The 19962-nt window shown below is 37.5% G+C and carries 14 protein-coding genes and 1 pseudogene; 3 read left to right on the top strand and 12 right to left on the bottom strand.

Annotation, left to right across the window (positions count from 1 at the left end; all coding sequences use genetic code 11):
- The first annotated feature begins 271 nt into the window (after positions 1–271).
- On the top strand, positions 272–1681 hold the full coding sequence (locus C7B89_RS18750) for a polysaccharide deacetylase family protein (protein WP_048393300.1): 1410 nt from the start codon (positions 272–274) through the stop codon (positions 1679–1681).
- Positions 1682–2108: 427 nt separating this feature from the next.
- Here C7B89_RS18750 and C7B89_RS18745 read toward each other — a convergent pair whose 3' ends face one another.
- The 4 genes from C7B89_RS18745 to C7B89_RS18730 form a co-directional block, all read right to left on the bottom strand.
- Positions 2109–4208 (bottom strand): beta-propeller domain-containing protein, encoded by a 2100-nt coding sequence (locus C7B89_RS18745; RefSeq protein ID WP_244205715.1) that lies wholly within the window; start codon positions 4206–4208, stop codon positions 2109–2111.
- Positions 4209–4335: 127 nt separating this feature from the next.
- Positions 4336–5529, bottom strand: a complete 1194-nt coding sequence (locus C7B89_RS18740) for an acyl-CoA dehydrogenase family protein (RefSeq protein WP_048393298.1) — start codon at positions 5527–5529, stop codon at positions 4336–4338.
- A 9-nt stretch (positions 5530–5538) separates the two neighbouring features.
- The gene (locus tag C7B89_RS18735) at positions 5539–6711 is read right to left on the bottom strand and encodes a saccharopine dehydrogenase family protein (protein ID WP_048393296.1); all 1173 of its coding nucleotides are present in this window, start codon (positions 6709–6711) and stop codon (positions 5539–5541) included.
- A gap of 26 nt (positions 6712–6737) precedes the next feature.
- On the bottom strand, positions 6738–8216 hold the full coding sequence (locus C7B89_RS18730) for an aldehyde dehydrogenase family protein (protein WP_115674297.1): 1479 nt from the start codon (positions 8214–8216) through the stop codon (positions 6738–6740).
- 579 nt (positions 8217–8795) lie between these two features.
- Between C7B89_RS18730 and C7B89_RS18725 the strand changes: the two genes are divergently transcribed.
- Positions 8796–9596 carry a TIGR00266 family protein gene (locus C7B89_RS18725; RefSeq protein ID WP_004229711.1) on the top strand — a complete coding sequence of 267 codons (801 nt, stop codon included), beginning with the start codon at positions 8796–8798 and terminating at the stop codon, positions 9594–9596.
- Between the two features lie 38 nt (positions 9597–9634).
- On the opposite strand, the gene C7B89_RS18720 is transcribed toward C7B89_RS18725, so the two are convergent.
- The 4 genes and pseudogenes from C7B89_RS18720 to C7B89_RS18705 form a co-directional block, all read right to left on the bottom strand.
- A complete protein-coding gene (locus C7B89_RS18720) occupies positions 9635–10597 on the bottom strand; it encodes a 2-hydroxyacid dehydrogenase (protein WP_004229713.1) in 963 nt (320 codons plus the stop codon).
- A 215-nt stretch (positions 10598–10812) separates the two neighbouring features.
- Positions 10813–12105 (bottom strand): globin-coupled sensor protein, encoded by a 1293-nt coding sequence (locus tag C7B89_RS18715; protein WP_054549076.1) that lies wholly within the window; start codon positions 12103–12105, stop codon positions 10813–10815.
- A gap of 294 nt (positions 12106–12399) precedes the next feature.
- The gene (locus C7B89_RS18710; protein ID WP_175400802.1) at positions 12400–13236 is read right to left on the bottom strand and encodes an undecaprenyl-diphosphate phosphatase; all 837 of its coding nucleotides are present in this window, start codon (positions 13234–13236) and stop codon (positions 12400–12402) included.
- Between the two features lie 104 nt (positions 13237–13340).
- Positions 13341–14418: pseudogene (locus C7B89_RS18705) on the bottom strand (metallophosphoesterase).
- 309 nt (positions 14419–14727) lie between these two features.
- Between C7B89_RS18705 and C7B89_RS18700 the strand changes: the two are divergent.
- Complete coding sequence (locus C7B89_RS18700; protein WP_048393289.1) at positions 14728–15876, top strand: acyl-CoA dehydrogenase family protein; 1149 nt, start codon at positions 14728–14730, stop codon at positions 15874–15876.
- A gap of 36 nt (positions 15877–15912) precedes the next feature.
- On the opposite strand, the gene C7B89_RS18695 is transcribed toward C7B89_RS18700, so the two are convergent.
- From C7B89_RS18695 to C7B89_RS18685, 4 genes are all read right to left on the bottom strand, one after another.
- Entirely contained in the window at positions 15913–18123 is a 2211-nt protein-coding gene (locus tag C7B89_RS18695) for a sensor histidine kinase (RefSeq protein ID WP_054549073.1), read from the bottom strand.
- Between the two features lie 16 nt (positions 18124–18139).
- Positions 18140–18295 carry a hypothetical protein gene (locus C7B89_RS22950; RefSeq protein WP_155483369.1) on the bottom strand — a complete coding sequence of 52 codons (156 nt, stop codon included), beginning with the start codon at positions 18293–18295 and terminating at the stop codon, positions 18140–18142.
- Positions 18273–18965, bottom strand: a complete 693-nt coding sequence (locus C7B89_RS18690) for a response regulator transcription factor (RefSeq protein WP_048393287.1) — start codon at positions 18963–18965, stop codon at positions 18273–18275. Before C7B89_RS18690 ends, C7B89_RS22950 begins: the two co-directional genes overlap by 23 nt.
- Positions 18966–19041: 76 nt before the next feature.
- A complete protein-coding gene (locus tag C7B89_RS18685; protein ID WP_066038434.1) occupies positions 19042–19905 on the bottom strand; it encodes a DMT family transporter in 864 nt (287 codons plus the stop codon).
- Between the last annotated feature and the right edge of the window lie 57 nt (positions 19906–19962).

Raw genomic sequence — 19962 nt, 5'->3', positions numbered from 1 at the left:
AAAATTTTTTTCTTAAGCAATGGATTATCTTTCAATTTATTTTTACAGTTACACTAATATTACGCATGTGTTTTTTCTATTTTAGTAGGTATTTTACAACCTCTTAAATAGAAGTACAACTACAATTAATTCGCTGATTCTTGAAGAAAAAGTGATCTTAATAATTTTCCACAAAATTACATAAAAAGATTCTAGATTTGTATAACTTTTTTAATGACTGGCACGTCTGATTGTATAGAAAATAAAAAAAGAGGGGAGCGTATCCAAAACCATGCAGGAACGCAGAAAAAGACGCGGTCCAATAATTGATTTCTTATTACTTAGCCTTATTGTGACCTTAACAACTATTATACTTTTTATTATCCTTTCAAAGGATGACTTTAAGTTTCAAAAGATTAGTGCTTCAAAAGAATCCGAGACGGAATCGGTGAATAGTCATTTATCGACCGAAAGTTCTGCGTTTCCAGGCATACGTATTGTTACAGACGTTTCAAATGACAAACGAACACCATTTGCTATACATTACCCACAAACAGATAACGAGGTTTTTAATGATGCCGTATTACAATACATATCGGATTCAAAAGAAAACTATCTAACATCGATGAAGAAAAATAAAGATACAGATGCTATGGGTGAATTAAATATTAGTCTAGAAACTTTTCCGTACCGAGAGCATTACTATTCCTTTGTGCTAACAAAAATGCTATATGTAGGTGGAGCCAATCACGAAGTCTCCACAAAAACATTCTTCATTAACAACGAAACGGGCGAACAAATTACAATCCAAACGCTCTTACAAAATGATGAGAATAACTTATCTACGTTGGCTGTAAACGTCCGAAAAGATTTGCAAAAAAACCTCCAATTAAAGGATGAGCTTTTCAACGATGAACTATTAAAAGCTACCGAACCAAAATGGTCTAACTTCAATCGCTTTGCTATTGTTGATGATTCATTACAAATCTATTTCGATGAATATGAGATTGCTAGTGGAGCAGCAGGTACCCCAATAGTGAAACTACCCCTTTCACTTATTAACCCTTTGTTAGCCTCCGAATTTCAAATCGCAATGGAAAATGTAAAACCAATTAATCCACCACCAACTGGTGATCCGAATAAAAAACGTATTGCTTTAACATTTGATGATGGTCCACATCCAAAAGTCACGGAGCAAATTTTAAATATTCTTGATAAGTATCACGCAAAGGCTACTTTCTTCATGCTCGGTAGTCGTGTACAATACTATCCTGACATCGTAAAAGATGTTCTTGCGCGCGGTCATGAAATTGGAAACCATTCGTGGAACCACCCTGTCTTAACAAAGCTTACGCAGGAACAAGTGATGAAAGAATATAACACGACTGCCACTGAAATTGAGAAGGCAATCAATCAAGGTGCCACAGTTTTTAGACCACCATACGGTGCAACTAATGACACAATTAATGCCGAGATTCCTATCCCTGTTGTGCTATGGACAATTGATACATTGGATTGGAAACATCGAAATGCACAGCAGCTATTGCCACACGTAAAAAATAATTTACACAATAATGCCATTGTCTTAATGCATGATATTCATCAATCCACTGCAGACGGACTTGACGCTGTTCTTGCCTATTTACAAGAGCAGGGCTATGAATTTGTGACTGTATCCGAGATACTGCCATATCGACAATAGTAATAAACAAAAAGTCCAATGAATTTCTCCATATTCATTGGACTTTCTTTTTGGTTGAAAAAGATGATGTCAACGGCAGAAAAAGCAACTTTGCAAGGCGAGAGGTTGACTTCTGTTCCGCCAGCGTCCTTTCCAGGGCGTCCGATGAGCCGCTTCACTCACCTACGTTCATCCAGGGTCTCATCTGTGACGCTAAATCCCCTAGGAGTGACGCTGGCTCCACTCCAATCAACCATTCTGCCAATTGTCTTTACTTTTTCATAGTAGCATAGTGATCAAATAGCCCATTATCAGAGGATGATGGGTGACAACACCTCTTCATAAAGAATAATGAACACCTTCACTATATTTGAACACCGTTGCTAAAGATACAGGATTGGAGTAAAGGCTACTTGATACCTTTCAATTGACTGTTTTGTTTTTCTTATTATTTTATTGTTAATGTATCTAAAGGCTTGAAGTCATTTAACTGATAGCTTTTTATCTCGTTACGCGCTATTGTATACAGCGTATCATCTATATAGACAACACGTTGTACAACTTGCTCCCCATTTTCATAGGACTCATTATTATTACGATTGATTATATTTCCTTTCAATACTATCCCTTTCTCTGCAGTAATTTCATAAATTTGAGCACCTTGACCTTGATAGACAACTTCGTCTCCCTTACCTGCCTCATACAGTACTACAGGGAAGCCAAAATAGTTGTATTCCTTATTGCGGAATAGCGCTTTAGGATTGTATTGCACTTCAGAGGAAGAACCTTTCCCACCAATTTTTACGGTTGATTGTTCTTTCGGATTTCGGAAGTCTGATACATCGAATAGGGACATCTTCATATTGGTTGTCACAGTAAAATTACGTTTCGTATACGAATCATAGCGTTGCTCCGTATCATAACCAATACCAATTAAATGCGTATCATCTAATGGATGTAGGTAATTACTGAAGCCAGGAATCTTCAATTCCCCTAGTACAGCAGGCTTTTTCGGATTCGCTACATCAATGACAAATAGTGGATCCACTTGTTTAAATGTCACCACATATGCTTTTTCTCCCATAAATCTAGCTGAATATATCTTTTCTCCAGGCGCCATATCTTTTACTGCACCAAGCGGTTTTAAATGTTCATCCAAAATAAAGAGATGGTTATAGGAAGTACTTTTCTCATTCAACGTATTACCTTCTGTTGTAAAGATCCGGAAGTTCCCCTTATATTCATCCATTGAATACTGATTTAACACAGTTCCCTTTACTTCCGTACTTCCGACAAAGTTCAAAGTCGTTCCATCTACATTCCACTTGAAAATTTGAGTGTCGGCTGACCTCGGTAACCAAATCATATCCATAACGCGCTTTTCTGATGAAACATCAATACTACTTTCATACATTGGTGTCGTTAAATACAGGGCATTCTCTGACATATAAAGACCACTACTTCCACCTAAGTACCCTTTCGTATTGGCAGTTGTCTTAGCTCCATTTTTTAAATCGACAGCTGTAATTAAACTATAGGTACCATCCATCGTATTTGGTAAGATTGAGATTTTTTCTAAAGGCAGACTTTGGTACTCTGTTCCTGCCATACTATCAAATGTTTTAGGCTTTAAATCGGTTTTATTGTCTTCTTGTAGCATCCAGTAATTTGGATACATATTACCGATTAAATATAATGTGTCATTCGTTATGCGAATATCCTGCAAGAAGCCTTCTTGCCCAACATCACGTACATGCTTTGGATTGCTTGGATTTGAAATATCATAAATTGAGGCTGTTACCATAGCTGTGCCTGCTTTTTCAATATATTGATCCCCGATGGCAATTAATAGATTGTCATATAGGGCAAGCTTAGAAATATATTGGGAATGTTTTAATTTGATACTTGTAGCCATCTTTAAATTCTTAGGATCTTTAGCATTCACCACTGTAATGCTCTGATCTTTTGCAGTGTAAATAAAGTCATCTTTTACTACTACAATGTCACCCTCTTCTACCCCCTCTACTTGATTATTAGTTGTAGACTCATTATTAGCTGTTGCTTTATCTTCACTTGCTGTACTTTGTAAGCTCTCTTCTTCTCTAATTTCTACTCTTTGAGTTGTTAACAACTTTTTAAAATACTGCTGTAACTCTTTCTCCGATTTAACGGCTGTTAATGTCTCGATAATTGTAAATGGAATTGTCTGTGAAGCTACATTCAGTCCGCCTTGTGCAAAGGCCTCCTTTTTTACATGCAATTGATAATTACCTGGTGCTAACTTTTTCACTACTATCGTTTTTTGATCTTCCAACAATTCAATTGTTGCAGGTACTTTGCTTCCTTTTTCCGTAGTGATATAGACATATTCCTCAGTTATTTTGTTTTTCTTTAAAGCAACTGAAAAAGATGCTTGCCAGTTTTGTGTTGCCATACTTGCGCTAGCCGCCTTTGCCGTCACATCTGTATTCACTATCAATGTAAAAATTCCAGGCACGATAGCTAGAACGATAATCAGCATAATTGCGAACCATTTACTTTTCATCATTTTTCCTCTCCTTCATATACTTGTTTATTAATTAGACTAGTAAAAAAGAGGAAAGTTACATTTTTCTGAAATTTTCTAAGTAAGTTGAGGCACAATAAAAAACGAGAGGGAAACACTTCCCTCTCGTCTATTCTTCAAATGGCCATTTAGGCAACATATTTTTTAATGGCTTATCTTGTCGTCTTCCCAATACATAATCTGCCTGCATAATAGTATGAATTTCGCGAGTCCCTTCATAAATGACTGGTGCTTTGGAGTTTCTTAAATAACGGGCAACTGGATACTCGTCTGAATAGCCATAGGCTCCATGAATTTGGACCGCATCATCCGCAGCCTTATTCGCAAAATCACAAGACTGCCATTTTGCCAATGATGTCTCTCGAGTATTTCGAACACCTTTATTTTTCAATTCTCCAACACGATAGACAAGGAGACGACTCATTTGATAGCCTGCTTCCATATTAGCAATCATTCGTCCGACAAGCTGATGCTCACCAATAGGTTTACCAAATGTCTCTCGTTCATGACAGTATTTCACACTAGCCTCTATGCAAGCTTGGATCAAACCAACAGCACCTGCTGCTACTGTAAATCGACCATTATCTAGCGCAGACATGGCAATTTTGAAACCCTCGCCCTCTTCACCAAGTCGGTTTTCAATTGGCACGCGTAAATCTTCAAAAAAGAGCTCACCTGTATTACCAGCACGAATACCATATTTTCCTTTTATCGCTTTAGATGTAAAGCCAGCCATGGAACGTTCTACAATAAACGCACTAATTCCATGATGTTTTTTCGATTTGTCTGTATAGGCAAATACGATAAAGTGGTCTGCAATATCACATAAAGAGATCCACGTTTTTTGCCCATTGAGGATATAATGATCCCCATCACGGACAGCAGTTGTTGACATGGCAGCTACATCAGACCCAGCCCCTGGTTCTGTGAGACCAAAAGCTCCAATCCGTACACCTTTAGCTTGCGGAACAAGGTATCTCTGCTTTTGCTCTTCAGTCCCCCACTGCATTAAGGTCATGCTATTTAAACCTGTATGAACAGATACGGCTGTGCGAAATGCCGTATCTCCCCGTTCAAGCTCCTCACATACGATAGCAAGTGCATTATAATCCATGCCACTACCTCCGTATTGTTCAGGAACACAAACACCCATTAAGCCAAGCTCAGCAAGTCTGGACCAAATTTTAGCATCAAAGCCACCTTCAGCATCCCATTTTGCAATATAGGGAATGATTTCCTCATCAACAAACTGTCTTACTGTTTTTCTTAGCATTTCCTGCTCAGTGGACATTTCAAAGTTCATGGTCAGCACCTACCATTTCACAATCATAGCAGACTTATGTGATGTCTCTTTAATGACAACACCTCGTTTAGCCATCTCTTCAATATACGTATCACCTGGCACGATTGCTTCAGGCGGGAATACACCATGCTCTGTAATAGCACCGGCACCAATCATCTGAGCAACAACTGAAATCGTATTTGCCGTAGCACGGGCCATAGCTGTTTCATTAATTGTCATATCTTTACGTACAACCATTTCATATTCATATGTCACCTGCTGTTGGGCCTTTTCACCTGCTACAATAACACGTAACAATACAGCATCAGGTTTTGAGCCCAATTCAAGCTTCTTTTTGAGTGCCTCTCGTACGACTGCACGAACAGGCACTTCTTGATTATCCACTTCTACCTTATTCGCAGAATCAAGGAAGCCTAAGTCTGCTAAAAGTTTAAATTTCTCAGCATGGCCTTTATAACGGATGGTTTTATATTCTAATGTGCGGACATTCGGGAATGTCTTATACAATGTGGAGATACCACCAGATGTATAAAATGCCTCAAGCACACCGAAATCATCAAAATAAATAGGTTCAACGCCTGATAGGGATGGAACTTCTTCAAGCTTGCCCTTCTGAATCGTTTTTGAAGGCTCAGTATAATGATCGAAAACGCCATCTAAAGAAAACACGCGTGTATAATGAAGCGGAGGCTTTGGCTCAGTTGGAATACCACCAACAAATAGTTTAATAGATTCTACTTCGTCTAATTTTGAAGCACCATAGCCCGCTAGAATATTGATCATGCCGGGAGCAACACCTAGGTCAGGAATGATTGTAACACCTTTTGCCTTTGCTTCCTCATGTAAATCTAATATCTTCTCTGTAACGCCACCGATATGACCACCTAAATCAACGGAATGGACGCCTGCCTCAATAGCTGCTCTTGCTACTCGTTCATTGAACGAATAAAACAATGCATTGACGGCAACATCCCCCTTCGAAATAACACTCATTAATGAATCGTCACGTTCTGCGTGTAGCTCTACCACTTCTACCTTATTTGTATCTAGCGTATCTACAAAGTCCTGTGCAACTTTTACATCGATATCACCTAAATACACACGCTCCACTTTATCGTTTTTTATTAAATCACGAGCTACCTCTTTCCCCATTAAACCTGCACCTAATACAACAACTTTCATCAAGAACATCCCCTTTCGTTGATCTGTTACTCTGTATCGATTTGTGCTCTTTGTAATTTACCGCTGTAGTCTACATAAATACTCTTCCACTCTGTGTATACATCTAGGGCTGCTACACCTGAATCACGGTGTCCATTTCCTGTCCCTTTAGTACCTCCGAATGGCAAATGGATTTCAGCACCTGTTGTGCCAGCATTTACATAAACAATACCTGTATCTAAATCACGTTGTGCGCGGAAAATTGTATTGACATCTTGGGAGAATATTGAGCTAGATAAGCCAAATTTCACACCATTATTTACTTCAATTGCTTCTTCCAAACTTGCCACTTCAATTAGAGATACGACTGGACCAAAGATTTCTTCTTGAGCAATAATCATGTCAGGCTTCACATTTGTAAACAATGTTGGCTCATAATAGAACCCTTTATCATAAGGTGGTTCATTTAGTATCCTGCCACCTGCTAATAATGTAGCACCCTCTTGTTTACCTATTTGTACATAGTGATTAATTTTTTCCAATGCTGCTTTATTAATCACTGGCCCGATTTTTACTCCCTCATCTAGACCATCCCCAATTGTGAGCTTTTGCATTTCATCTAAGAGACGTTTCTCTAATTGTTCTTTTACATCTTTATGCACAATGACTCGACTACATGCTGTACACCTTTGCCCAGCAGTACCAAATGCGCTCCATAAAATCCCTTCTGTAGCTAGCTGTAAATCAGCATCATTCATGACAATAACAGCATTTTTGCCACCCATCTCTAAAGAAACCTTTTTCAAATGCTTCCCGCCAAGCTCAGCTACTTTACTGCCCGTTGTTGTAGAACCTGTAAAAGAAATAACCTTGACTTCAGGATGTTCAATTAATGCTGTGCCTACTGTAGGTCCTGTACCAAATACGATATTAGCGACACCATCTGGTAAGCCTACTTCCTCAAAGATTTTACCCATTTCATAGGCCATCATTGGAGTCTCATTAGACGGTTTCCAAATGAATGTATTCCCTGCAACAATGGCAGGAAATGACTTCCATGTGGCGATAGCAACAGGGAAATTCCAAGGTGTAATGAGTGCTACAACGCCTATAGGTGCCCTTACACTCATAGCAAATTTATTGGCAAGCTCAGACGGTGTTGTTTCACCAAACAATCTACGTCCTTCACCAGCCATATAGTATGCCATGTCAATTCCTTCTTGGACTTCTCCTCTAGCCTCTTCAATGACCTTGCCCATTTCTTTTGTTAAAACGGTCGCCAAATGTTCTTTTTTCTCTTTCATTTTTTGACCGATGGCATATAAATAATCTGCACGTTTTGGTGCTGGTATAAGTGCCCAGCTCTTTTGTGCTTGTTTAGCAACAGCTACAGCCTCGCCTACCTCATTCGAAGTAGAGCGTGGAATGGTAGCAAGCTGCTCACCGTTTGCAGGGTTCGTCACTGCTATACTTTGTAAATGTGAATGTGTGATCCATTTACCACCGATATAGTTCTTAATCTCCACTACATACACCCCCTGAAATACTCTATGATGCCTCAGCTGTTGTACCAGTCGTATTCCATAGGTATAAGTCTATGAATTTAACCAGAATCCATTTCGCCTTGGAATAATTGCGTCCGAGCAGTGGAATGTTCTTACACGTTTCACTATTCGTGACAGCTACCAGTGGCTTTATCTCCATACATCAATAGTTGCTCCCCACCAAAAGAAAAAATGTCTCATTAGGAATCTTGGAGTGAGCGGAGATAAAATATGTCAAAATTCCGAATTTTCAATATACACCACACCTTGTAATACTAGCATTTCAATAATAATCGGTGACAACTGCCAGAGGCTTTATTTCCACTTAACTTCCTTACCTCAATATAGAGGATGACTTCTAAATTTAGAAGCCTCTTAAGGTTATGTATATTCACAATACCCTTAGTTAAATGAAAATAAATAATACACATTCTAGTTTTTTATATTCGACATTTTCTAACTAATTCCCTTTTTTTCTAAAATATTTAATTTTCTATTGAAACCAATGTAACTTATAATCGTATACAATATCATTAAATTTATTTTTGGAGGAATCCCTTTATGAATAATCATGAAATTGACTACAAGTTATTTGGTGACGACATGCAATATGTGCAAGTTGAGCTTGACCCTCAGGAAACAGTTGTTGCAGAAGCAGGAGCGTTAATGATGATGGATGATTCGATCCATATGGAAACTATTTTTGGTGACGGCTCACGAGGTGGCTCACAAAGTGGTCTAATGGGTAAATTATTAGGTGCCGGAAAACGCCTAATAACAGGTGAGAGTTTATTCATGACAACATTCACAAACGTTGGCTCAGGTAAGAAGCATGTTTATTTCGCATCACCATACCCAGGGAAGATTATTCCGATGGATTTAAGCCAATTAAACGGTAAAATTATCTGTCAAAAAGATGCATTCTTAGCTGCTGCTAAAGGGGTCTCTGTAGGCGTTGAATTTCAGAAAAAAATTGGAGTAGGCTTCTTCGGTGGTGAGGGCTTCATTATGCAAAAGCTAGAAGGTGACGGCATGGCATTTGTTCATGCAGGAGGAGCCATTCATGAAAAAACATTACAACCGGGTGAAGTTTTACGTGTGGATACAGGATGTCTTGTAGCAATGACATCCAATGTGGATTACGATATTGAAATGGTTGGAGGCGTAAAAACAGCCCTGTTTGGAGGCGAAGGAATCTTCTTTGCTACATTACGTGGTCCTGGAACAGTGTGGGTACAATCATTACCATTTAGCCGTTTAGCCAGTCGTGTCTTTGCAGCTGCCCCTATTTCGCAAGGTGGAGGCGGTCAATCTAAAGGTGAAGGCGGTATCGGCGGCTTATTCGATTTATTCAATAGATAAAAAAATGGAGCATATCTTTCACCGATATGCTCCTCTTTTTAATCAATTCGATTGGATATTGCCTTGCCTTGTCCATAAGCAGTCAAAGCTTTTACATTTAACATTAGCATAGCCGTTCTCGTTTCTAATGACGCGCTACCGATATGTGGCAGAGCTACTACATTTGGAAGTGTTAATAAGGGATGATCCATCGCAATCGGCTCTTGTTCAAACACATCTAGTCCTGCAGCCCAAAGCTTCCCATTTTTAAGAACATCGTATAGCGCATCCTCATCAATAATTCCACCACGTGAGGCATTAATTAATACCGCATCTTCTTTCATCAAAGCAAGTTCCTTTGCACCAATGAGTCCTTCCGTATCACTATTATAAGGTGTCATAATCACAACAAAATCAGATTGCTTTAATAGATCCTCCAGCGAAACATACTGGAAGCCATACATTTCTTCTGCTTCATGACGACGTCTGCGATTATTATACAAGATTTTCATATCAAACCCTTTTGCTCTTCTAGCAACAGCTTGGCCAATTCTCCCCATGCCAATAATGCCAATTGTGGCTCCTGAAACATCCTTGCCAACCAGTTGCATTGGATACCAGCTTTTCCATTTGCCCTCACGTAAATATCTTTCACTTTCTGGAATTCTACGAGCAGTTGCAAGCAGTAAGCCAAATACTAAATCCGCAGTTGTATTAGTTAAAACTCCAGGCGTATTTGTCGCCATAATGCCTCGTTTTTTTAAAGCCTTCACATCAATATTATTATATCCAACTGCTAAATTCGTCACTAATTTTAAGTTGGGTGCATGCGAAAGTAATTCTTCATCTACTTGGTCAGCTATCGTTACCCACAGTACCTCACAGTCAGCGACAGCTGCGAGCAATTTTTCACGTGGAATCACAATTTCTTCCTCATCCCATTGTGAGATTTCATAAAACTCCTGTAGCAGTTCAACAATATGTGTAGGAAACTTACGTGTTATAAATAATTTCTTTTTCATGCTCCAAACACCCCTCTACTCAATTCCCTAATTCGCCTATAGCGTAACACTTAAAACAAGCATTTTCTAGGTTTTTGTAATCTTCCTCTTTCTATAAAATTTGCTATTAGCTAATTCATCAGCCTCTTAGTTGATTTATCCATAAAATAAGACCTTTTATCCTAATTCACATACTAAAAAACTATGCATAGATAGTATGCATAGCTATATTTCTTTTAAAACTCTCTTATTGTTGTATTTAAGCGATTAGCCACCCTCGCTAATTCTTCCGAAGATTCACCAATCGATTCAATAATAGTAGCTAATTCAGATACTTGATTATCGACTTTTTGGAAATTTGAGATCGAAACTTCTACAGAACCCGAAATCGCATCAAAAGCTTTTAGAGATTCAGCATTACGTTCGATACTACTATTTACAAGCTCCTGTATGTTCTGAATTGCTTGTACAACTTGTGTTGTGATACCATTTGACGTCATGATTAACTCAGCAATCTGTTCAACAGAGCTTTTCGTTTGATCCGCAAGCTTGCGTACTTCGTTTGCAACAACTGCAAAGCCTTTACCATGCTCACCGGCACGTGCCGCCTCAATTGCAGAGTTTAACGCAAGTAAATTTGTTTGCCCAGAAATACTTTTCACAATTTCTACAACGGCATTTATTTTCGAAGAGGATGCATCTAATTGCTCCACCATATTTGCCATTTCAACGGTCTTATGATGAATCTTCCCTGTTTGTTCATTAATAGATATTATTTTAGTATAGCCTTCATTAGACACTTTTTGCATTGATTCTGCTTCATACATACTTTCCTTCAAAGAAGCGTTGACACGCTTTGCGCTATATACAAGTTCTGTTACTGTTTCAGTTGTAGTTTGTGATTGAACCTCTAATTGTGTAGAAACTCCGCCGATAACATCCTTTACATGGTCCCTAACATTATTGCGTTGTGTTTCAATTAGTATACTTGCATAGCTATCGTATTCTTCTAAAACGATTTGTTGTTCAAAATTACATATTTTACTGATAGCATCACAAAACTTCTCTTCTTCGCCCTTTGGTAATCGTAGTTCATAGACTATTTTGCGAAGTGATTTCTCAAGTATTTGAAAAGCAGCTAAATACCACTTCGGATATAAATTAATCTTTACATGCATTTTGGCCACACGTCTTCGCTTTTCTAAAAAGGCTTCATCTATTCTCCCCTCAAACATTTCAATAATATGGTGACGTAATGTCTGTCGTAAACGTTCGCTGGAGCTATGTGATTGAATAACCTTTTGTAAGGCAGGAACACTTTCTATTGCATGATAAAATGCCGCTACCACTTCTACTACATTTCTTTCTACATATGGTTTTAAACTATTAATCAGCTGAAGATCATGCACACTTAACCCTACAAGATTTAATTGTAGTAAACGGTCTGGATCTTCTATAAAAATACCGATTGTTGTTTCATTGCTTATTTCAATTGTATTTTTCTTAGATCTATTGATAAGTTGAAACATTTTCTCCACCTCATATATTTAATCATATATCTTAATAAGTCTATATTCCTACTTTTTATAAAAAAACAACAAATAATTAGACACTTTATGTATCAATTATAATCTCAAAACATCTAAATGAACAATATGTAGGTAAATGTTATCTAATATTATTATAATTCGCTATTAATTTATGCTTTAACATGATTCTTTATACTCATTTTCTATCAATTTATTGAAAAAATGGATATATGATTCAATAATCTTAACGCAAAAAAAGCCACTGCTTCTTGAAGAAGAAGCGTGACTTATTGTTTACATGAAAATGATAACGCAAAGAACTGCTGCTAAAACTAAACGATAAATGGCAAAAGGCATTAATTTTACCTTTGAAATAAGCGCTAAGAAAAACTTAATGGACAATAATGCAAAGACGAACGAACTAATGAATCCTACAGCATAAAAGCCAAAATAGTCCATTGATAAAGTATCCCAGTTTTTCAAAACGGATACGAGGCTAGCTCCTGCCATGATTGGCACAGCCATAATGAATGTAAAATCGGCTGCAACACGGTGACTCATACCAAATAGTACCCCACCCGAAATCGTTGCACCTGAACGAGAAAAACCTGGCCATAGTGATAGGCATTGTACAAGTCCTACCTTAAATGCTAAACCATAAGAAATCTTATCTAAAGAATCAACTTTTGGTTTTCTCGGTGCCAACTTATCTGCAGCAATCATCAGAATTGCTCCTGCCACTAGTGCATAAACAACATGCTCTACTTTAAAAAGATGGTCGTCAATAAAATCCTTGAATGCAAAACCTAAGACAACTGCTGGTAGCATACCAACAATAACATGCAATAAGTTAAAGCGGCCATTTATGGACTTAGCTTGACCTTCAATTTTATATAAACCAACTAAGCTTAGCATACGTTTCCACATAACTACGATAACCGCTAATATGGAACCAAGTTGTACAACAATTTTAAATGTGTTGGCAGGATATTTCCCTAAAAACTCCTCAGTCTTTAACCACATATCATCCACGATAATCATATGTCCCGTAGAAGATACTGGTGCAAATTCTGTCATACCCTCGACAAAGCCTAATATTAATGCTTTTAATAACTCTATAATTTCCACCATGTCACCTTACCTTTTTTAATCAAATACCCACTTATTATAAAATACTACGTTTTTATATACTACTGCCTTTTCACCTAAGAAGCCGATTGTTAGATTATCACATACTATTTAAATGTTATATCTACTACCCAAAGCTCTGATCTACTGCCAATTCGCATCGGTGGGCCCCAGAAGCCATAGCCTGATGAAACAAGTGTATGCATCTGTTCCTTCAACTTATAACCATAATCCAGTTCAAATACACGAGCTGTTATATACTGATTCGGCCACAGCTGTCCCTTGTGTGTATGACCAGACATATGTAAATCAACGCCCATTTGGGAAGGCGTGTTTAAATCGTCAGGTGTATGATTCATTAAGCCATGGTAAATTAGCAGAAGGCTTTAGCACCTCAAGTGGTTTTCTTTCTTTATTCGTTCTGTCCTCTTGCCCTGTTAATATAAACGCATCTTCTACAAGAATTGTTTCATCTAGGAGCATTTTCACATTGGCATTTTCCATTTCCTTAATAAATTCAGGAATTTTTTTGCCATAATATTCATGGTTACCTAATATACCATATGTTCCATATGTAGATGTTAATTGTTTCATGACATCTGCCATACCCTCTTGAACAAACCATTTAGGGTCATCGTCCACAATATCCCCAGCTAACAACACAATATCTGGTTGTGCTTCATTAGCTAAGCTGACAAAACGTTGTAAATGTCGTTTATGTGATAAAACACCTAAGTGAAAATCAGATGCTACAACTGCTCTTAGTGTGTTTAAGTCACTATCTTGTTTATCAACAGTTATTTCTAAATGACGAACAACTGGAGAGTAGGCTAAATAGGAGCCAATGATACTTAACAAGAATAGGATTCCTACTGCTATACTACCTATTATTTGCACGTTTTTAAAAGGTGTAAGCCAAATAATGCATTGTGCAACTAGACATAGCAATAAGCCATATTCAAAGATAAACATCCAATAATTACCGATTACAGAAAACACTCGTAATGACTCGTGTAATCTTCCGATTATAATACTAAAAGCAACCATATATAGCACGATCCAAAATAATACTGGAAAACGAAACCACCCCATTGCTACAAGCCACTGCTTTACTCCCCACCCTAAATAGAAAGTCAAAGCACTATAAATACTAATTAAAAGAACAGCGCCGATTACTTTTGGCATAACCAAGTCCTCTACTTTCTTTCTATAATTTAATTGATTATACCATTATACTTATCAATCATATTGCTTAAAGCACTTGAATAATCTTCTAAAGAAAGTAGGAACTTGTCCCTTTATTCTATGACAAATTTAAGTTTACCTTTTCATTGCATTCGTTACTCTCGTTTTACATGACATTTCACTGTATATAGATGACATTTTCGTCATTTACATACTAAACGCTACTTTCATTTTCGCATTCCTTCCAGTAACATAGTAGATGAACGAGCAAAATCGCGTATTTACGAAGAAAAAGGGGTGCTATTTCAAATGACACGTTATAAATTTGAAACAACAGAGCATGAATTATTTCGCAAAACCTTTCGTAAGTTTTTAGCTGAAGAAGCTGAACCGCATTATGCCCAGTGGGAAAAGGATCATCTTATTCCGCTTTCTTTTTGGCGTAAGCTTGGTGATATGGGTTATCTTTGTCCACAAGTAGAAGAACAATATGGCGGGCTAGGCTTGGATTTCAGCTTTGGCGTCATTATACAAGAAGAACTTGAACGTATAGGCTCAAGTCTTATCGGGGTTGGTCTGCATAATGATATTGTTGTCCCGTATATCGAAGCATATGGGACACACGAACAAAAATCTCGTTGGCTACCAAAATGTGTCACAGGCGACTATATAACAGCTATTGCAATGACGGAGCCTGGCACAGGTTCAGACTTGGCTAATATCAAAACGTCAGCCATTCGCGATGGGGACCATTATATTGTAAATGGTCAAAAAACCTTTATAACAAATGGCATCCATACAAACTTAGCGGTTGTCGCAGTAAAAACAAATCCTCAGGCTGATAAAAAACATCGTGGTATTAGCCTACTTGTTATTGAAGAGGGCACACCTGGCTTTACAAAAGGAAGACAGCTCGAAAAAGTTGGTATGCATGCCCAAGATACAGCTGAACTCTATTTTGAAGATTGTCGAGTGCCTGTTCAAAATCTACTTGGCGAAGAAGGCAAGGGCTTTCATTATATGATGGAAAAACTGCAGCAAGAGCGATTAGCAGTAGCGATTGCCGCACAAACAGCCGCTGAGGATATGCTTACACTAACGCTGGACTATGTGAAATCACGTCAGGCTTTTGGCAAAACAATTGGTGACTTCCAAAATACACAATTTAAAATAGCTGAAATGGCTACTAAAATCGAGCTTGGTAAATCCTTTTTAGAATCATTGATTGAAGAGCATATTGCAGGCAATGATGTTGTGACAAAAGTTTCTATGGCAAAATACTGGATTACCGAAAATGCACGTGACCTTGCTACGCAATGTATGCAATTGCATGGTGGCTATGGCTATATGGAGGAATATAAGATTGCTAGAAGATATAGAGATATACCTGTTATGTCGATCTATGCTGGTACTAATGAAGTCATGAAGGTTATTATCGCCAAAAATTTAGGCCTATAATAAAAAAGGCGGCAGAAGTTTGCCGCCTTTTTACCATTAAACTGCTGGAATTCGAACGATTACTTTAAATAAATCGCCATCTACATCAATGCTCATTCTTGCTCCATGTAAATCGACAATGGATTGTGCAATGGCTAATCCAAGCCCTGAGCCCTCTGTATGACGTGAGGCATCTGCACGTTTAAAGCGTTCAAATAATTCCTCAGCATCTTCACTAATTTCATACTTTGCTACATTTTTCACCGTAAATTCAGCATCGCCATCTGCCGTACGCTTAAATGTCACATAAACACGCGTTCCCTCTAGCGCATACTTCAAAACATTGACAATTAAATTATCAATAAGTCTCCACCATTTTTGACCATCCACATATGCAAAGATTGGATCATGAGGCATGGTCATTCGTAAATCTAGTTGTGACTGTGTTAAATCCTCTTTATGCTCCCCTACAGCTTGTTGGATAAGCTGTGTTAAATCTACTCGACTGCGGTGAAGTTCAATATTACCACTAGCCATTTTCGATACTTCAAAAAGGTCTTCAATCAGCACTTTTAAACGTTCAGACTTTTTATCCAGTATATGGATGTATTGTTTCCGTTCTTCCTCTGTAATATTTGGCTTCTTCAGTAAATCGGTATACGTAATTATAGAGGTTAAAGGAGTACGTAAATCATGACTCACATTTGTAATCAGCTCTGTTTTTAACCGCTCACTTTTCGCCTGCTCATGCATGGACGTACGCACACCTTCTCGTAAATGATTGAGGTTTTCTGCATGACCTGAAAGCGGAGATTTACCTTTTACCTTTACATCACGATTTAAACGTCCTTCAGCCATATCCTTCGTATCTTTCATAATACGGTTTAAATAACCCATTCTTGATAGGAAAACAATCATAGCAGGAAATCCTATAAACATACAAATGCCAAGTACAAGGACTGGAAAAGCTCCGCCTCCTATCATGGTAGCAACAAGGCTACCACCTCCAAAGAAGGCTGCGGCTAGCATTACAATTGAATGTAATGCGATCGAACGATTAATAAATAAGTCAGTCAACGAATCCCCAAGTGACCATAAATAGCTCGATTTCACATTTTCCTCTAGCTTATTCAAAGTATTTACTCTTGTATACAACCAAATTAATTGCACGAAGAAAGCACTACCAATTACCATTAAAACAAGTATTTTAAAGCCAATATCGAGTATAAAACGGACATAATTATAATTATAAACAGAATTATATTCAATAGATTCAAAAACAACCTGGGCTGAAATGAAATACATAAGGCTCGTTATTAACAAAAGAATAATTTGTACATCGATTTTATACTTTGTTAAAAGATCTTTTTCCTTCATACTCGTAACTATCTGTAATAAGTCTTTACGCCCCCTCCATACAAAGACGGCCATTAAAATACTTGTGAGCCAAATAAAGTAGTGAGTATATTGATTGCGTTGAAACTGTTGAAATTGTTGATACCCTCCCTGTATAACATCTTCTGACATAGCTGCTTTTTTTGAAATAGCTATTACACCTGTATATTCAGCTGTTTCGTAAAGATCATCTACATTCACGTATGTTTCGGTATTGTAAAAAATATCTCTTAAATTCTCACTGATATTCCATGCATATAGCGGTTTTCGATCAGTATACTTAATTTTATAGGCACTACTTTCGGTAACATCACCTGCACGGTACGTTTTACCAGTTTCTGTATTGGTCAACTCATAAGACCAATAGTCATAGTTTTTTCCAAAGTTTTTGGATTCACCTTTTGCTGCTTTAATATATTTATCAATGAGGGCTTCCTTTTCAGCAAGAATCTTTTTTCTTACATGCTCATCATCTTCAAAATTTGCTGTAATATCTTTAATTTTATTATCACGTTCAGACACTAGCTTTGTCTTTAATTCTGTTGCATTGGCATCTATAGCTTCCTGAATACGTTGTTCGTATTGTGCCTTAATATTATCGATTTGCTGTCCTAATGTACCATAATAATTACGATGATCTTCTATTTCAGTTTGAGTAATCTCAATTTTATTTTTCAATTCTTCTGCATTTGGTACATTAATTACTAACGGTCCTAGTTCTGCCGTGAAATTATCGATTTCATGTTGGAAATTTTCCGAATCAAAATATGATTTACCAATATACTGATAGCCCACATTATAAAAAGTAAAGACTCCGAAAATTGTCCAGATTAAACACATTAATACGAGAAGAGATTTCCATTTTTTTATCATCCCTTTTTACACTCCTCTAAAAAATTCTTTCTAACAATTGTAAAACCTCTGAGGAGCGAGAATCGACGATTTGATAGGCATAAATTCCAAAATAGATAAGCCCAATAACACCTGCAATAAATCCAGCAATAGTCATATACTTCTCTAATTTATTTTTCCATTTTATAGCCAACGCCCCATACCACCTTTAGATAGCGTGGATTTTTCGGATCAGCTTCAATTTTCTCACGTATTTTCCGAATGTGAACAGCTACAATATTTTCAGCATTATAAGCTTCCTCATTCCAAACACGTTCATAAATTTCACGAATCGAAAACACACGCCCTGCATTTTTCATTAATAGTTCTGTAATTTTATATTCTATCGGGGTTAGTCGAACTGGTTCTCCTTCTAGTACAACCTCTTTTGCCTCTTCATCAAGAATAAGTCCGTCTATTTCCACTTTTGTAGCTCCCTCACTATACGTTCCTAGCTGAACATAACGGCGCAGCTGAGATTTTACACGTGCCAACAGCTCTAATGGATGAAATGGCTTTGTTACATAATCATCTGCTCCAACCGATAATCCATGAATCTTATCGCCATCCTCCGCCTTTGCACTCAGCATGATAATGGGAATATTGCGCTCTTCCCTAATTTTAAAGGTTGCTGTAATTCCATCCATATTTGGCATCATGATATCTAAAATTATTAAATGTACTTCATTGTTCTCTAGCTTTTTTAATGCATCTAAGCCATCTGCTGCTTTAATGACATGATAGCCTTCATTTTTTAAATAGATTTCAATACCATCACGAATATCTTGATCGTCATCTGTAACAAGAACTGTTAATTTCGTCATGATATACACCTCGCTCTCAAATATAAGTGTATCTTTTAAATCTTAAAAACCAGCTATTATAAAAATGAAGAATTTCTTAAGGTTTTAGCTTTTTTCTCCCACCCAATGTTAAAACAACAATGCCACCTAAAAGCATCGCTACTCCAAGCCAGGAAACTATACTTAAGTGTTCTCCAATTAAAAACACACCAAGAATTGCAGCAGTCAATGGTTCTGCTAATGAAAGTGTTACAGCTGAGGATGAACTAATTTTTTGTAGTCCACTTAAAAACAGGAAATACGCTACGCTTGTACACATAATCCCCATAAATAACATTGTCCATAAGTTGTGCACATCTACTAACCAGGAAAATCCATCTTGTATAGAAAACGGCAGTAAAAACAAAGCGCAAATGGAGAATGTCATAGCAACTGCGGGTAATGCTTCTTCTTGTGCCATTAATTTTTTACTTATGTTTGTGTAAAATGCAAAGGACAAACCTGCACAAAGCGCTAATGTGAATCCGCCAACGTGAACAGACTCCTCTCCATTATTCATAAACAATAAAAGACATCCGATAATGGCCATCAATGTAGCAAGTCCCCATACTGCTGTGGGACGTGTTTTCCATACTAGCCACTCTAATACACCAGAAAACACTGGTGCACTACCAATAGTAGCAACAGTTCCAATGGCTATACCTGTTAGACGAATGGATGAGAAGAAAAGACCTTGGAAAAACGCAATACTAGCCGCAGCTAAAATTGTCCATTTCCATGACCATCTTAAAAAATTAATTTTCCTCATTATAATCGTAATAGCTAATAATAAACTGCCACCAATTGCTGAACGAATCGTGGCTACAGCTATTGGAGATACCCCTTCATCCAAATATGTCTGGGCAGTACCTGTCATTCCCCATAGAATAGCTGCTAGTAATACAAACAATGAATTTAACATTTTTCAGCTCATCCCCGCTTCACATCTTTCTCCATACTAATCATACATATTTATCCA

The organism is Lysinibacillus capsici, from assembly GCF_003367505.1.
Lineage (GTDB): Bacteria > Bacillota > Bacilli > Bacillales_A > Planococcaceae > Lysinibacillus > Lysinibacillus capsici.
The sequence above is the reverse complement of the archived record's forward strand: the minus strand, read 5'-3'. Positions and strand labels throughout refer to the sequence as shown.

What these genes read in the sequence shown, in the direction of transcription:
- C7B89_RS18750 (WP_048393300.1), top strand. Translation starts at nt 272, where the DNA reads ATGCAGGAACGCAGAAAAAGACGCGGTCCAATAATTGATTTCTTATTA.
- C7B89_RS18745 (WP_244205715.1), bottom strand. Translation starts at nt 4,208, where the DNA reads ATGATGAAAAGTAAATGGTTCGCAATTATGCTGATTATCGTTCTAGCT.
- C7B89_RS18740 (WP_048393298.1), bottom strand. Translation starts at nt 5,529, where the DNA reads ATGAACTTTGAAATGTCCACTGAGCAGGAAATGCTAAGAAAAACAGTA.
- C7B89_RS18735 (WP_048393296.1), bottom strand. Translation starts at nt 6,711, where the DNA reads ATGAAAGTTGTTGTATTAGGTGCAGGTTTAATGGGGAAAGAGGTAGCT.
- C7B89_RS18725 (WP_004229711.1), top strand. Translation starts at nt 8,796, where the DNA reads ATGAATAATCATGAAATTGACTACAAGTTATTTGGTGACGACATGCAA.
- C7B89_RS18720 (WP_004229713.1), bottom strand. Translation starts at nt 10,597, where the DNA reads ATGAAAAAGAAATTATTTATAACACGTAAGTTTCCTACACATATTGTT.
- C7B89_RS18715 (WP_054549076.1), bottom strand. Translation starts at nt 12,105, where the DNA reads ATGTTTCAACTTATCAATAGATCTAAGAAAAATACAATTGAAATAAGC.
- C7B89_RS18710 (WP_175400802.1), bottom strand. Translation starts at nt 13,236, where the DNA reads ATGGTGGAAATTATAGAGTTATTAAAAGCATTAATATTAGGCTTTGTC.
- C7B89_RS18700 (WP_048393289.1), top strand. Translation starts at nt 14,728, where the DNA reads ATGACACGTTATAAATTTGAAACAACAGAGCATGAATTATTTCGCAAA.
- C7B89_RS18695 (WP_054549073.1), bottom strand. Translation starts at nt 18,123, where the DNA reads ATGATAAAAAAATGGAAATCTCTTCTCGTATTAATGTGTTTAATCTGG.
- C7B89_RS18690 (WP_048393287.1), bottom strand. Translation starts at nt 18,965, where the DNA reads ATGACGAAATTAACAGTTCTTGTTACAGATGACGATCAAGATATTCGT.
- C7B89_RS18685 (WP_066038434.1), bottom strand. Translation starts at nt 19,905, where the DNA reads ATGTTAAATTCATTGTTTGTATTACTAGCAGCTATTCTATGGGGAATG.